The following is a 15,208-nucleotide window of genomic DNA, read 5'->3' as shown; positions in this document are numbered from 1 at the left end:
TCATGACGATCCAGGATGAATCCCTCACCCCGAACGCCTCCCCCGCCCGCGGCACCGACCGCTGGTACCTCTCCACCGCGCCCATCTGGCGCGCCCTCGTGCACCTGGCGGTGCCGATGGCCGCCGGGGTCAGCGTCGGAGCCGTCTACAACATCATCAACGCCGGCTTCGTCGGCTCGCTCCACGACAGCGCGCTCCTCGCGGCGATCACCTTCGGCCTCCCCCTGCTGGGGCTGGTCATGGCGGTCGGCGGCGTCTTCGGCGTCGGCGGCGGGGCGCTCGTGTCGCGCTTGCTCGGCGCCGCCGAGCACGACCCCACGAAGACGGCGGACATCAAGCGCGTCTCCTCGTTCGCGCTCTGGGGATCCGTGATCGCCGGCGTCGTCGTCGGTGGCGCCGGGCTCCTGCTGCTCGACCCTCTCGTCCACCTCCTCGGCGCGGATGCCGCCGCGGCCCCCGCGACGAGCTCCTACGTCGCGGTCATGCTCGCGTTCGTGCCCGTGCTCGCGTCTATGTTCTGCCTAGAGCAGCTGGTCCGTGCGCAAGGCGCGGCGAAGCAGTCGATGATCGGGCTCATCGCGTCGACCGTGGGCAACCTCGTCTTCGACGTGCTCTTCATCCTCGTGCTCGGCTGGGGCGTCGCCGGGGCGGCCCTCGCGGTCGGGCTCGCGAACCTCATCGCCGTGGTCTACTACGCGTGGTTCCTCCAGCGACGCAGTGAGCACATGAGCCTCGCCCCGCGGTGGTTCACTGTGAAGCCCGCCATCCTCAAGCCGGTGTTCGGCGTGGGGGTCGGCGAGCTGCTCCAGTCGTCGTTCCTCATCGTCACCGCACTCGTGATGAACAACCTGGCGATCGCCTACGGCGACGGCACCCTCGCCGCGATGGGCGTCGGGCTGCGCATCGCGCAGCTGCCGGAGTTCCTCGTGATGGGCGTCACCATCGGCATCCTGCCCCTGCTGGCGTACTCGTTCGGCAAGGGCGATCGGATGCGCCTGAACTCCTCGCTGCGGGCGGCGGCGCTCGCGATCGGGGCGATCGTGCTCGTGTTCTCGGGTTCGGTGTTCCTCTTCCGCGACCAGGTCTTCGGGCTGTTCTCGTCCGATCCGGCGGTGGTCGGGGTGGGTGTGCTCATCCTCACGGCGCAGCTGGTCGCGACGGTGGTCAACGGGTTCACCGGGCTGTTCACCACCCTGTTCCAGGCGGCGGGCCGCTCGACGGCGGCGATCGTGATGTCGATGGCACAGGGAGTGCTGTTCATCCCGATCGTGATCGTGGCGAACCTGTGGTTCGGTCTGCCCGGGCTCATCTGGGCGATGACGGTGACGGAGGTCGTCGTCTTCGCCACGGGCGTCGTGCTCTACCTCGCGACACGTCGTGCTCTGGCTCGCGACCTGGACGCCGGGACACCCGCTCGCGCCGAGGCCGCCCTCGAGCCCGAACCCGCCGCGGCGCCCTGACCTCCTCACCCCTGAACGCCTCAGCCTGAACGCCGAAGCGGCGCATCTCCTGTCGGGATGCGCCGCTTCGGTTCGTGAGGCCCGGGACCTACTCCTGGATGAAGGCGAGGAGGTCGGCGTTGAGGACATCGGCGTGCGTGGTGAGCATGCCGTGGGGGTAGCCCTCGTAGATCTTCAGCGTCGAGTTCTGGAGCAGCTCGTGCTGCTTCAGGGACGCGTCCTTGTAAGGAACGATCTGGTCGTCGTCGCCCTGTGCGACGAGCACGGGCACGCTGATGGCCTTGAGGTCGTCGGTCTGGTCGGTCTCGGAGAACGCCTTGATGCCCTCGTAGTGCGCGAGCGCGCTGCCCGTCATGCCCTGGCGCCACCAGTTGTCGATCACCGGCACCGACACCTCGGCGCCCTCGCGGTTGAAGCCGTAGAACGGGCCGGCGGCGACGTCGCGGAAGAACTGCGCACGGTTCGCCGCGAGCGCGCTGCGGAACCCGTCGAACACCGACAGCGGGGTGCCCTCGGGGTTCGCATCGGTCTGCAGCATCAGCGGCGGCACGGCCGCGACGAGCACGGCCTTCGCCACGCGCCCCTGCGGCTCGCCGTACTTCGCGACGTAGCGGGCCACCTGACCGCCACCGGTGGAGTGGCCGATGTGCACGGCGTTGCGGAGGTCGAGGTGCTGCACGACCGCGTCGGCGTCGCTGGCGTAGTGGTCCATGTCGTGACCGGTGGCGATCTGCGACGACCGGCCGTGGCCGCGGCGGTCGAACGCGACGACCCGGAACCCGTGCTGGACGAAGAACAGCAGCTGTGCGTCCCAGTCATCCGACGAGAGCGGCCATCCGTGGTGGAACACGATCGGCTGGGCGTCCTTGCTGCCCCAGTCCTTGTAGAAGATCTCCGCGCCGTCCTCCGTGGTGACGAAACCCATGTCGATCATCCCTTCGTCTCGCGCCCCGCCGCGCTCACGACGGCCGTCGGGCTGTGACCCCCGCGAACCCACGGAGGGTGACTCCACAGTAGCCCTCGCGTCAACCCCGGATGGGGGCGGTTCGCTGAACGTCATGCGACCGTTCGCTCTGGGTATCGTGTGCCCCCGAACTCGTGGCTCGCGCTACGGTTCGAGCGCCTCGAGGAATTGCCGGGCACCCACCGAGGCATCGGCCCGAAGCTCCGTCTCGATCGCATCGTCTCCGGTGGAGATCATGGTCTGTGCGAACGTGCCCGCCCACGAACCGGCGGGATCGACGTACCTGCTCATCACCGAACGGATGTCATCGGGAGCTGCTGCGTCCCCCGCGAGTTCGAGCTGGATGCGGACCGCCTCTGCTGCCGCCACGGCGCCACCTTCCTCGTTGTACAACGTCACGTACATGAGGTCGTACTTGTCCTTTGCGAGCATTCGCGATTGCGCGGCGGCGGCCTTCGCCAAGAGGTAGCCACCGAGGTTGGCGAAACGGAGCTCGACAGCGTCGGGAGCATCCGGGTGCTCTCCACGCAGAGAGGACGTGACGGGCAGACTGCGCAGCACCGGATCCACGAGCGCGGCGGCCGGCCCCGCGAGCTTGCTCGCGACCACGTGGGAACCGGGCAAGGGCACGGTGTCCGCCGTGTGATCCCACACGTCGCAGAGGAACTCAAGACGAACCCGGGCGCCACCGAGGGTCGCATCCCATCGCCAGCCATTCAGTGACCTGAATCCGCCGATCGCCAGCGCCTCGTCGAGCCACGAGTAGTCCGGGCCTGCCGCGGCATCATCGAACCCGAGCGCGAAGAGCAGATCCACGTCTGTCGTTCCCTGATGAGCGACTGGGGCTTCTGGCGCGAGGAACTCAGGATTCAGTCCGCCGATCACCACGACATCGTCTCGGTGGTCGCCCGCCAGCAGAGCGAAGCGGACCAGCGTCTCCTCGGCCCGCGCAGGCCTCTCGGCTCCTGGGTTCAGAATCCAATGGCCACCTCGCGCAGGTGCTCGCCGGCTTCGGCTGATCGGCCTCGACCGCGGAGAAGGTCTACGTAGACCCGCACGGGCGACACCGCGGGCTCGCCCCCACTCTCCGCTGCCAACCGGAAGACGTGATCGGCGGCTGCCCGCATTCGGATGCGTCCGCCGGCGTCCACCCTCGTCACGTCGGATCCATCGGTGAGGAGATCACTCACGATCGACAGATCATCACGATGAACGTAGAGATCCACTGCCGACACGCTCGTGGGATAGGGAGCGATCCGGTCCGCTGCCGCTTCACCGGTCAGCGCCCACTCGATTCCCGCGAGTGCCTTGTGGAGCACCGACATCGACTCTGTCGGCTCTCGCCACGGAACATGGAACTCCATGTCGGGCCGGGGGTTGCTGCTCACCGCGTAGTGCCCCGCCCAATCACTGAGCATGCGGCCCGGGTCGACGAATCGCCGCGTCGCCGCACTGCCGCGTTCGGGCCCCGTCTTGACCGTGTAACCCCGCTCGTCGAATTGGCGGAGAACGCGGGCGGCCTGGGCCGGTGACACGCCCGCGCTCTCGGCGATGGTCGCCCCCTTGGCGATCGGCGCCTCGGCACCCGCCTGCTGGTGCGCCCGCCAGGAGAGCAGGGTCTCTGCGATCGCGTCCGCAGACGGCGACCAGGCGAACGTGCGTCTGGTCTCGGCTCGAGCCGGCTCGAGCCGGGCGATGTAGAGGCGCCCCGGCACGACGATGTGCGCTCGTCCGCTCATGTCGGCCCACGAGAGGTCAGCGGAATCGAGAATCTCGCGGGCACCGGGGCTCACGCGACGAGCTGTCACGACCGGGATGGTCCGCGAGTCACCGATCTCGTGGGCGATCCGGTCCGTCATCCGCTTCGCGTCGGCCGGGAGTCCCTCACCGGACCAGAACGGCCTGAGTGCCCACGCCTCGCGATCCCACCAGACGCGAACGACGTCACCGTCACGTTCGGGCCCCAGCTCGGGAGGCAGCGCACGGAGAAGCGTCGAGAGCGACTCCGTGTTTTCTCGTCCCGCCATGATGTGATCATAATCGGAGAAAAGGCGGTTTTCTCGCAAATACCTACGATTGACCGGCTCATGAGAAAACTCGCGGTCCGGCGCGGGCAGCGTGATCACACGCCGGCGGCGCGCTCCTCGGACTGGCGGGCGAGGAGGAGGTAGCAGCTCGCCGTCCAGGTGTAGGCGCGGTCGCGGAGGCCCGCGCCGGTGAGGGCGTCGAAGTTCTCGGCGAAGCCCGAGCACTCGCAGAGGCGGCGGAAGCGCTCGCTGATCCGGTCGGCCAGCGCGGTCTCTCCCGCCTGCCGGAGGCCGTCCTCGACGAGCACCGTCGACGGCGCCCACACGGGCCCGCGCCAGTACCCGTCCGCTTCGTACTGGGCGCTGTCGACGAGCTCGGTGGCCGGCCCGAAATCGGTCAGGTGTCGTTCGATCCGCGCCGCGAGGAGCTCGTTCACCTCGACCGGCAGGCTCCGCGAGGCCACGATCGGCAGGGTGTTGAGCAGTGACGTCGTCGTGCTCTCGCGTCCGCTCGACGGAGATCTCGCGACGAAGACCTCGCCGTCCCAGAGCTCCAGCAGGGCGTCGCGGATCGACCCGGACTCGACGCGCCACTCCGTCGCGTCGCCGCCCCGCCCCACCTCTTCCGCCAGGTCGGCGAGCACGTCGAGCTGCACGACGAGGAAGGCTGCGAGGTCGGGCGCCTCGATGACGCGGTCGCGGTCGAACGTGGTCGCGTTGTCCCATCCGCTGTCGTTGCCGTGCTGGTAGTGGGCGAGCGGATGCCCGGGCACCCGCCTGCGATCGAGCCAGAACCGGGTCCACGCAGCGAGCGCGACGTAGGTCTCCGCGAGCTCGGACGGCGTCATAGGCACACCGAGCGTGGCGCGGAGCTTGCGCAGTGCCCACCCGTGGATGGGCGGCTTCACGAAGTTGTACAGCACCTCGGAGTGGGTGACGGAATCGGGCAGCGCCCCCGAAGGGTCTTGGAAGTCGAAGACGACCCGGAACTGCTCCACGGCCTCGCGCGGAAGTCCGGGCGCGAGCGCGAGGGCGTTGAAGCAGTGGTCCCAGCTCCACACCTTGTCCATCCAGTGCTTCGACATGAAGATCGACTCGCGCTCGAGGAAGCCGCCAGGCGACACCGTCGCCGACCAGAGCACGTAGCAGGCCGCCGCCGCCGCGGGCGTGCGCTCGCTCCGCCAGGGCGCCACGAGATCGACGTACGCGTCGAACTCCGCCTCGCCCTCCGCCACGAGCTCATCGAACGACCGACGGGCCGAGTAGGGCGCCCGTGCGGTCTCGTACTCCTCGATCGCGATCTCCCACTCGTCGCCGCGGGCCAGGATGGACCGGTCGCCCGCGCCCAACAGCTCCGCTCCCGTGACGACGGTCTCCCCGGCCAACGTCGTGAACCGGTAGCGACGGCCGGTCTCGTAGGAGGTGAGGACTGCTGCCCCGTCGACCGGGTCGAGGAAGAGGAACGACCCGGTGAACGGGGTGAGCTCACTGGTCGCGTCGGCGATGATCATGGCCAGGCCTCGTCCGCGCATCCGCAGTGTGCTGTCGTCCTCGTAGACCGCCTCGACCACACCGTCGGGCGCACGCCAACGCAGTCGCGCCGGTGATGCCTCGACGTCGAGTGCAGCGGCACCAGGCTCGAAGCGGACGATCGGGTGCATCCCGGTCTGATGCGACACCAGGTGCAGGTGGTCCCGCGTGGTGTGCAGACCCACCACTGGCGAGACGTCCAACCACGAGCCGCGACGGCTGAACGGGATCTCGCGGATGTCGAACGACAGGGCGGATGGTGCTGTCACGGATGACCTCTCCAGACGGTGTACGGCAAGACGGCGGGTGGATGCGGCGTCCGCAGTCAGTCCACCACGGGGAGGAAGACCCTCATCGTCGCGGGCCCGCGTTCGGCCCACCGGTGGTACGGCACGAGCGCGAGGTCGACCTGGCGCGACTGACCGGCGAGGCCGCGTCGAGGACCATACGGGAGCGCTCCATCGACGCTCCCGAGCACGTCGACCGAGCCGGCCAATCGCGCCCCATCTCCGTGCGACGACGGCGCGGCGCCCGCCTTCACCCGCACATCGTCGAGGGTGACGCCGTCGGGCAGGTCGGTCGACTCGAGGCAGAGCACGAGGGGCCCGCGCTCGACCGCCACGGTGTCGCGCACCCCGTCGATCCGCGGGTCGGGCCAGGTGAGCCGCGGCGCCGTCGGGAGCTCGATCACCACGAGGTCGCCCGCGACGAACGTCCGCGTCACGTCGGCCCATCCTGGGGCGACCGGCACCGGAGCCCCCTCGCCGACCTGCAAGGTCGCCGACACAGCCCACTCGGGGATCCGGAACCGCAGCCGCCGCTCCCCCACCGGCGCGTCGACGATCCGGATCCGGATGGTCCCCTCCGCGGGATACGCCGTGTCGACGTCGAGCACGAACCCCCCGGCGCGGACCTCACCCGCGGCGTACTGCAGCAATGCGAGACCCTCGGCGTCGACCGAGGCGACGTAGGAGCCGAAGGAGGCCAGCGTCCGCGCGACGTTCGTCGGGCAGCAGGAGACGTCGAACCACGGAGCACGGAGGCCGCCCTCGGCGCGGTTGTTCACGCCGTCGCCGGCCGGTGCGCCCGGCTCGCGCTGGTGGAGCGGGTTGGCGTAGAAGAAGGAGGTGCCGTCGGCGCTCGGCGAGGTGGCGATCACGTTGAAGAGGGTGCGCTCGATCAGGTCGGCGTAGCGCACCTCGCCGGTGGCGAGGTAGAGCCGCCAGGCGAGCATGACCGACCCGACACCGGCGCAGGTCTCGCAGTAGGCGCGGTCGGCGGGCAGTTCCCAGTCGTCACCGAACCCCTCGTCCTGGTGCCGCGACCCCATGCCGCCGGTGAGGTAGGTCCGGCGAGCGACGGTGTGCTCCCACTGGCGGGTGACCGCGTCGAACAGCTCGTCGTCGTCGGTCTCCACGGCGACATCGAGCGCGCCCGCCGTGAGGTAGAGCGCACGCACGGCGTGGCCACGCAGCACGGTCGCCTCGCGCACGGGCACGTCGTCCTGGAAGTACTCCGCCGACAGCAGCGGCCGCACGTGCAGGGTGCCGCGACCGCGGCGTTCGACGAACAGGCGCGCCTGTTCGAGGTAGCGACGCTCGCCGAAGGCACGCCCGCCCTCGACGAGCGCCACCTCTATCTCGGGGTGGCCGCAGACCGCGTCCAGCCCGCCCTCCCCGAACTCTTCGCAGATCTGATCGGCCGCACGTCGAGCGATCTCGACGAGACGGTCGTCGTGCCCGGTGCGGAACCGGGCCACACCGGCCTGGATCAGGTGGCCTGCGTTGTACAGCTCGTGCCCCATCGCCAGGTCGGAGTAGCGCGGCGGGAGCCCCGGATGCCCGAAGGCCGTGTTGAGGTAGCCGTCGTCGTCCTGCGCGGCGCCGATCCGCTCGACCAGGGCGACGAAGGTCGCCTCGAGTCGCTCGTCGGGCCTCCGGGCGAGGTCCCACGCCATCGCCTCGAGCAGCTTGTAGACCTCGGAGTCGGAGAACTGCCATCCCGGGCGTTCGTGCGTCTCCTCGCCGCGCGCGACGCGGTCGAAGTTGGCCAGCCAACCGAGCCGCTCCATCCACCGCAGGCAGTGCTCGAGCGTGGCGGCGCTGTTGACGGCCTGGCGTCCGCCCCAGAAGCCATCGGGGTCGAGCCGCACGTCGGTGACGGCGACGCCGTGGGTCGCCGAGCCCGTCGGCCGCACCGGTGCCGCGATGGCGACCACGGCATCCGGGAGCTGATCGGCGACGCTGGCGGAGAGGGTCACGGCGTCAGTCCTTCACTGCGCCGGCGGTGACACCGGCGGCGACGTAGCGCTGAGCGACGATGAGCAGGATCGCCGCGGGGATGGAGGCCACGACGGCGGTCGCCATGATGGCGTTCCACTGCGTGGTGTTGTTGCCGATGTAGGCGTAGATGCCGAGCGTCACGGGCTTGAGGTCCGAGTTGCGGGCCAGCGTCGAGGCGAACACGAAGTCCGACCACGCCCAGAGGAACGCGAACAGCGCGACCGTGAGGGCGGAGTTGCGGCTGAGCGGCAGCACGACCGAGACGAAGGTCCGCCAGGCGCCGGCCCCGTCCATCCGGGCCGCCTGCAGCAGCTCGCGCGGGAGACCGCTCATGAACGCGGTGAACAGGAGCACGCCGAACGGCACCGCGACGGTCGAGTCGGCCAGGATGAGCCCGCCGATGCTGTTGAGCAGACCGAGTCGCACGTAGATGGCGTAGAAGCCCATCGCCATGACGACGCCGGGGATCATCTGCGCGACGAGCAGCACGAAGTTGAGCGTGCGGCCGCCGCGGAGGTTGAGCAGGGCGATCGCGTATCCGGCCGGGGCCGCGATCACCACCGTGAGCACGACGCAGCCGAGACCGATGAGGAGGCTGGTGCCGAGGTTCGGCAGCTGCTGCCGCAGCACCTCGGTGTAACCGTCGAGGGTGGCGTCGAACGGGAAGAGGTGGGGCGGGCTGAGGCGGAGGTCCTGGGTCTTCGTGAACGAGACGTTGAGCATCCAGTACACGGGGAAGAGCATGAGGGCGGTGAAGACGACGCCGAGGACGGTCTTCCACCAGGGGCGGCGGGCGGTCATGACATCTCCTGACGGCGCTGGGTGCGCAGATACACGAAGCCGAAGATCAGCGCGATGACGATGAGGATGTTGCCGACCGCAGCGGCCGGCGAGAGGTCGGGCTGACCGGTGCCGAATGCCTCCCGATACGACCAGATCGCGAGGGTGGTCGTGGAGTCGGCGGGGCCGCCCTTGGTCATGATCCAGATGATGTCGACGACCTTCAGCGTGTAGACGAGGCCGAGCAGCAGAGTGATCGCGGAGACCGGGCGGAGCAACGGGAACGTGACGCTCCAGAACTGCCGCCAGGCGCCGGCGCCGTCGAGCGACGCGGCTTCGTAGACGTCGGTGGGGATGTTCTGCAGCCCCGAGTAGAGGATCACCAGGTTGAACGGGATGCCGAGCCAGATGTTCGCGATGACGACGGCGAGCATCGAGGTGTCGGGGGAGGTCAGCCAGTTGATCTGGCCGAGGCCGAACGCCTGGAGGAACGAGTTGACGACGCCGTTGTCGCTGTTGAGCATCCAGGCCCAGGTCGACCCCGAGATGATGAGGGGCAGCAGCCACGGCACGAGGAACAGGGCTCGCAGCACGCCGCTCAGTCGGAAGCTGTTGCGGAAGAACACCGCGAGGGCGAGGCCGATCGCGTACTGGAAGACGAGCGACGCCACGACGAACACGGCGGTGTTGGCGAGCGCCTGTCCGAACAGCGGCGAGGTGAGGACGGTGACGTAGTTGTCGAATCCGACGAACTCGGCGTTGCCCTGCACGAAGGCGCGCACGGTGTAGTCGTGGACGCTGAGGTCGATGCTGCGGATGAGCGGATACGCGTAGAACGCGAGCAGGTAGATCACCAGCGGCGCGGCGAACGCGACGGCGATCCAGCGCGAGCCCTGGAGCCGGCCGGGTCGGCGGCGTCGCGCCTCGGCGGGCGCAGCCGGGGTGGGGCGCGTCGGCGGGGCCGCCGGCGCGGTGGAGATCGCCATCATCTCTCCTTGCTTCTCTGCTTCATCGCTGTGCTTCCGTGCTTCATCGCTCGGGTGCCGCTTCGGCTGTCGTCCGGGGGGATCAGGTGCCGGGGCGGGCGGGAGGAGCCGTCCGCCTCGGCACCTGACGTCACTTGCCGTTGGTCGCGGAGGAGGCAGCCTGCTGGGCCGCGCTCAGCGCATCCTGCGGTGAGGAGGCGCCGGAGAGCGCGCTCTGCACGGCGGTCCACAGCTGCTCGGAGATCAGCGGGTAGTCCGTCCCGAGGTTGTCGCTCGTGCGGCCCTTCGCGGCCTTCACCGCGGAGACCCAGGTCTCGAGCTCGGGGTGCTCGGACAGCAGCTTCTCCTGACCGTCGCTGGTCGGCGGGATGTAGTACGCGAACGTGTTGGCGGTCTGGACGAACCCCTCGGGGGTCGTCATGCAGTCGATGATCTTCTTCGTGGTGTCGTAGCGTGCGGTGTCCTTCTGCACGGGCGCGGTGATGAACTCACCACCGGTCGGTGCGGGTGCGACGCCGGAGGTCTCGGCCGGGAGCTCGATGACGCCGGTCTTGAACGGCTGACCGGCGGCGCTGTCGACCTGCCAGGTGCCGTTCTCCGAGAACGCGAAGTCGCCCGTGAGGAACTCCTCCCACGAGGTGTTCTGCGAGTTGCTGATCACGGACTGCGGTGCGTAGCCCTTCTTCACCCAGTCGGTCCAGAGCTCGAGGGCCTTGACCGCCTGGGGCGAGTCGAGCTTCGTCAGGTCGGCGCCGGCGCCCCAGAACCACGGGAGGAACTGGAACGACCCCTCCTCGGTGTTGATGCCGGCGAACGTGATGCCCTTGTGGCCGGCGGCGGTCACCTTGGCGAGCGCGTCGGTGAGCGAGGACCAGCTGGTGATGGACGCGGGGTCGACGCCGGCGGCGGAGAGGATGTCGGCGTTGTAGTACAGCGCGAGGGTGTTCGCGCCGATGGGGATGCCGTAGTCCTTGCCGTCGAGCTCGCCCGCGGCGAGGAGGTTGGCGTCGATGTCCGACGTGTCGAGGCCGAGCTCGTCGGTCGTGGTGAGCATCCCCGTGTCGGCGAGGGTCGACACGGCGGGGTTGTCGAGCAGGATGATGTCGGGCGCGGTGCCCTCCTGGGCGGCGAGGAGCGCTTGGTTCGTGAGCGCGGTGGTGTCGTAGGCGGTGCGCTGGATCGTCACGCCCGCCTCGGTGCCGCAGGCCTGGACGCGGTTGGCCCAGTCGGAGCCGTCCTCATGCTGCGGATACGGATCCCACCAGGTGTAGGTGCCGCCGGCGGAGTCGGACGACGGGGTGTCGCCGGAGCCGGACGAGCAGCCGGCGAGAGCGCCGACGGCCAACGCCGCGACTGCGACGACGAGCGGCCCTCGAATCGTCTTGATGATCATGATGTTCCTCCTTGAACACGTCCGGGGAACCGGACCTCGTGGTGTCAGTGACGGGATGGCGGCACAGCTGTGCTGCCGCGATCGTCGATCCGGGGCGCGAGCAGATCGACGACGGTGGTGTCCGCGTCGACGGTGCCGTCGATGCGGGAGATCAGGCGCTCGACCGCGCGCCGACCGAGGTCGTCGGCGGCGCTGTCGATGGCGGAGTACGGGAGCGAGAAGGTGCGGGCGAAGTCGTCGGAGTAGCGGCCGATGACCGAGATGTCGGCCGGCGCGGAGAGTCCCCGCGAGTGCAGCACGTTCGGCAGTGCGGCGGCGGCGGCCTCGTTGTTGAGCAGCAGGCCGGTGGCCGACGGATGCGCGTCGAGCAGCTGCGCGAGCTCGAGACCGATCTCGGGCTGGCTCGACGATCCGAAGTGGTGGTGCAGCTCGACACCCAGCTCGGTGGCGCGCTGCTCGGCGGCGTTGGCGAGGCGCCAGACGTACGCTCCCCCGCGCTCGAGCACGTGCTCGGGCTGCGAGACGAGGATGAGGGAGCGGTGGCCCAGCTCGTGCAGCGTCTCCACCATGAGCCGACCGGCCGCCACGAAGTCGAGGTCGAAGGCGTCGATGCCGGAGGGGTCGCCGGGGAGGCCGACGAGCGAGCCGGGCTGAGGCGCCTGGCGGAGGATGTCGAGCCGGTCGTCGTTCTCGGCCACGTTGAGGAGGATGAAGCCGTCGACCATCCGCGAGTTCGAGATGCGCTTGAGCGCGGCGACCCCATCCTCATCGGTGAGGAGGAGGGTGTCGTAGCCTCGCTCGCGAGCCTGGTTCGTGACGCCGAGGATGTACTGGAGCATCGCGGGGGCGAACTCGTCCTCGAGGAAGCGGGCCAGGAGTCCGATCACCTTGGTCTGCGAGGTGGCGAGGGCCTTCGCGCCGGCGTTGGGCGTGTAGCCGAGGCTGCGGACCGCCTCCTCGACCTTCTCGCGCACCTCGGGCGAGATGGAGCGCTTGCCCGAGAGCGCGTACGACGCCGTGCTCCGAGACACTCCCGCGACGCGGGCCACGTCTCCGATCGTCACCATGAGGTCTCCATCGTCCTACTCGTCGAACCGGTTCGATTCGAACCGGTTCGACGATAACGCGTGCGGCACGCGAGCACAAGACCCGAGTCTGAGAACCCGCCCGCGAGGACCATCCCCGCCGAAAGGCGAGAAGAGGCCCTTCGCGTCACTCGGGAAGGGCGGTTACGCGCAAGTCGGCGTCATGCGCTCCGCCCGCGCCCGGGCTCGAGCGATGACGACCGAGACTCAGGACGCGCGGTGCCGGCTCAGGACGCGCGGCGCCGATCGCGGCGGTGGAGGAGCAGGCCCACCCCTGCCGCGCCCAGCACGAACGCGACGGCGGCGATGCCCGACGCCGTCCCGTCGCCGGTGTTCGCCAGCGCGGGCGACGCTCCGGCCGGCGGTGACGTCGCCGCGCCGGTCGGCACGATCTGCCCGGCGGCACGGACGCGCTGGCCAGCCCCGAAGTCGTTCACCGCGGCGACGGACACCCAGTACGCTTGACCGCCCGACAGCCCGTCGACCCTCATGTGGTCGGCCTGTGCGTCAGCGTTCACGATGACCGGGGCGCCTCCCCCGACCGGCGTCACGCGGATCGAGTAGCCCGTGATGGCGGAGCCACCCGCATCCTCGGGCGCCGCCCAGTGCGCGATGAGGGACTGCTCCCCCGCCTCGGCGCGGACGTCGCGCGGACCGGTGGGCGTGCCCGCGGTCGCACTGATCACCACCTCGCCGGTGTCGTTGTCGAAGCCGATGGTGTGCTTGAGGTAGAAGCCGTTGCCGGCGTTGAACGTGGTGTTCACATCCGAGGCATAGAGGCCGTACGTGTAGGGCAGGACGCCGGGCTCCTCGATCTCGGCGTACGGCTCGGCGTCGGCGGAGCTCGACCAGTCCACCGAGGCGCCCGTCTTCACCCAGCCGAGCAGGAGCTCGCCCGACCCCGGTTCGGGCGTCGAGTGCACCGGGTCGACGAGGGGCGTGAACTGGTCGCCGTGGATGATCCCACCGCTCTGGCCGGTGTCGAAGACGGTGTCGTTGCAGGCGCTGGCCTGATCGGAGCCGTAGGCGATGCTCCAGCAGACCTCGGGCTCGAAGTACACCGGCTGACCGTTGGGGTAGAAGAGGTCGCCGTTCTGCTCACGGTAGAGCACGGTGTCGGTCTCGCCGGCGTCGGCCGGCGCCCCCAGGCGGATGACGGGATCCGCGGCCAGGAAGTCGACGGTGAACCCGGCGCCGAGCTCGGCCCCGAGCTGGGCCAACGGCGAGTAGAGATCGTTGGCGGGATCGCCCTGGTTGTTCTTGTCGGCCAGCCGCTGGCCGATGCCGATCACGCCGCCGATGTCGTCCTGGTAGCCGAGGCAGTGCGGCGTGCACGACGTCGCGTCGAGGAAGGCCACGTCACCCGGGGTGGTCGCGACACCGCCGACCTCGACCTGACCGCGGGCGATGGTGCCGGATGCGGAGGTGCCGTCGTAGTCGATCCCCTGCGCGATCCCGGTGTCGAACACGGGGGTGGTCGGGTTGGTGAGGGCCCCGGGGAAGACGACCATGAAGTTCGTGCCCGTGTCGATCATCATCGGGATGGGATCGCTGCCGTTGATGCTCACCTCGACCTGAGGGAGGTAGCTGCCGCTCTCCGCGGTACGGAGGGTGACGGGGATCTCAGGCTGCCCGGACGGCGGGTCTGCCACGACGCTCGACCCCTGCAGGCCGTTGGACTGGGACTGGATCTGCGTGGCCTGCGCCGGAGCGGCCACCGCTCCCCCGAGCACCAGCACCGCAGCGGCTGCGAGAGCCGCCGCGCCACCTCCACCGACGATGCGTCGCGCCGCCGCCACCCTGAGACGTCCGCCCATCACAGCCCCCTCGCTCCGCATCCCCGGGGAATGCGCGATCGACGACAGCATAGGGGTCGGAACCCCTCTGGGACGAGGGCTCGAGGACTCGAGTTCCCGCGGAGTCCCCTACGGTCGAAGCATGAACAGGACGGATCGGCTCTACGCGATCGTGGAGGAGCTGCGTGCGGTCGCGCCGCGTCCGCGCAGCGCGACGTGGCTGGCCGAGCGGTTCGAGGTGAGCGTGCGGACCGTGGAGCGCGACATCAGCGCCCTCCAGCAGTCCGGCACCCCGATCTGGGCCGAGCCCGGGAGGAACGGCGGATACTGCGTGTCGCGCGAGCACTCGCTGCCGCCGATCAACTTCACGCCGCAGGAGGCGACCGCGATGGCCGTCGCGCTGCAGTCGATGGGTGCGTCGCCGTTCCGATCCGCGGCGGAGACCGCGCTGCGCAAGCTCGTCTTCGCCATGAGCGGCGATGACGCGGAGGCGGCCCGCGAGCTCGCGGGGCGGGTCCACTTCCTGCGCGACGGAGCCACCGCGGCGCGGGTCCCGCGCCTCATCTCGGATGCTCTCGCGCATCCGCGGGTGCTCCGGATCGAGTACGGCGACCGCACCGGCGCGCTGACCCGCCGCGAGATCGAGCCCCTCGGCTACGTCGAGTCGAGCGGAGCATGGTATCTCATCGCCTGGTGTCGGATGCGCGACGGCCTCCGCGCCTTCCGGATCGACCGCATCCGTGACGTCACGGTCACTGCCGAGACGCCGGCGCCGCGGACGCTCACGGCGGAGGACATCGACATCGTCTACGGAACCCTCGAGCCGCTGACGCTCTGAGATCCTCCGTAAACACCGACAGGACGGTGTCGCGCGTTCCTCCGAGGCTGGTCAGGTCGGGACATTC

Annotated in this window: 12 protein-coding genes; 2 read left to right on the top strand and 10 right to left on the bottom strand. The window is 69.7% G+C overall.

The annotated features are described in order from the left end of the window. The first annotated feature begins 2 nt into the window (after nucleotides 1-2). Entirely contained in the window at nucleotides 3-1,460 is a 1,458-nt protein-coding gene (locus tag ACFJGV_RS17685; protein ID WP_378145432.1) for an MATE family efflux transporter, read from the top strand. 88 nt (nucleotides 1,461-1,548) lie between these two features. Here the strand turns inward: ACFJGV_RS17685 and ACFJGV_RS17680 are convergent, their stop codons facing one another. The 10 genes from ACFJGV_RS17680 to ACFJGV_RS17635 form a co-directional block, all read right to left on the bottom strand. Then, a complete protein-coding gene (locus ACFJGV_RS17680; protein ID WP_378145431.1) occupies nucleotides 1,549-2,385 on the bottom strand; it encodes an alpha/beta fold hydrolase in 837 nt (278 codons plus the stop codon). 183 nt (nucleotides 2,386-2,568) lie between these two features. Beyond that, nucleotides 2,569-3,309 (bottom strand): hypothetical protein, encoded by a 741-nt coding sequence (locus tag ACFJGV_RS17675; protein ID WP_378145429.1) that lies wholly within the window; start codon nucleotides 3,307-3,309, stop codon nucleotides 2,569-2,571. An 86-nt stretch (nucleotides 3,310-3,395) separates the two neighbouring features. Continuing rightward, on the bottom strand, nucleotides 3,396-4,550 hold the full coding sequence (locus ACFJGV_RS17670) for a type IV toxin-antitoxin system AbiEi family antitoxin (protein WP_378145428.1): 1,155 nt from the start codon (nucleotides 4,548-4,550) through the stop codon (nucleotides 3,396-3,398). Next, nucleotides 4,547-6,250 carry an amylo-alpha-1,6-glucosidase gene (locus tag ACFJGV_RS17665; protein WP_378145426.1) on the bottom strand — a complete coding sequence of 568 codons (1,704 nt, stop codon included), beginning with the start codon at nucleotides 6,248-6,250 and terminating at the stop codon, nucleotides 4,547-4,549. Before ACFJGV_RS17665 ends, ACFJGV_RS17670 begins: the two co-directional genes overlap by 4 nt. A 56-nt stretch (nucleotides 6,251-6,306) precedes the next feature. Then, nucleotides 6,307-8,241 carry a glycoside hydrolase family 127 protein gene (locus tag ACFJGV_RS17660; RefSeq protein WP_378145425.1) on the bottom strand — a complete coding sequence of 645 codons (1,935 nt, stop codon included), beginning with the start codon at nucleotides 8,239-8,241 and terminating at the stop codon, nucleotides 6,307-6,309. Nucleotides 8,242-8,245: 4 nt separating this feature from the next. After that, nucleotides 8,246-9,064: a carbohydrate ABC transporter permease gene (locus tag ACFJGV_RS17655; RefSeq protein ID WP_378145423.1), complete on the bottom strand. Its 819-nt coding sequence runs from the start codon at nucleotides 9,062-9,064 to the stop codon at nucleotides 8,246-8,248. After that, nucleotides 9,061-10,029 carry a carbohydrate ABC transporter permease gene (locus tag ACFJGV_RS17650; protein WP_378145422.1) on the bottom strand — a complete coding sequence of 323 codons (969 nt, stop codon included), beginning with the start codon at nucleotides 10,027-10,029 and terminating at the stop codon, nucleotides 9,061-9,063. The genes ACFJGV_RS17655 and ACFJGV_RS17650 overlap by 4 nt, the downstream gene beginning before the upstream one ends. A 130-nt stretch (nucleotides 10,030-10,159) precedes the next feature. After that, on the bottom strand, nucleotides 10,160-11,422 hold the full coding sequence (locus ACFJGV_RS17645; protein WP_378145421.1) for an extracellular solute-binding protein: 1,263 nt from the start codon (nucleotides 11,420-11,422) through the stop codon (nucleotides 10,160-10,162). Between the two features lie 44 nt (nucleotides 11,423-11,466). After that, on the bottom strand, nucleotides 11,467-12,489 hold the full coding sequence (locus ACFJGV_RS17640) for a LacI family DNA-binding transcriptional regulator (protein ID WP_378145419.1): 1,023 nt from the start codon (nucleotides 12,487-12,489) through the stop codon (nucleotides 11,467-11,469). Nucleotides 12,490-12,734: 245 nt separating this feature from the next. Further along, nucleotides 12,735-14,324 carry a fibronectin type III domain-containing protein gene (locus ACFJGV_RS17635; protein WP_378145417.1) on the bottom strand — a complete coding sequence of 530 codons (1,590 nt, stop codon included), beginning with the start codon at nucleotides 14,322-14,324 and terminating at the stop codon, nucleotides 12,735-12,737. 121 nt (nucleotides 14,325-14,445) lie between these two features. Here ACFJGV_RS17635 and ACFJGV_RS17630 point away from each other — a divergent pair, with 121 nt between their 5' ends. Then, nucleotides 14,446-15,141: a helix-turn-helix transcriptional regulator gene (locus ACFJGV_RS17630; RefSeq protein ID WP_378145416.1), complete on the top strand. Its 696-nt coding sequence runs from the start codon at nucleotides 14,446-14,448 to the stop codon at nucleotides 15,139-15,141. Nucleotides 15,142-15,208 lie beyond the last annotated feature (67 nt).

Origin of the sequence: Cnuibacter sp. UC19_7 (assembly GCF_042699995.1) — a bacterium.
GTDB lineage: Bacteria > Actinomycetota > Actinomycetes > Actinomycetales > Microbacteriaceae > Cnuibacter.
Note: the sequence above shows the minus strand (reverse complement) of the source record. Positions and strands in the feature narration are given on the sequence as shown.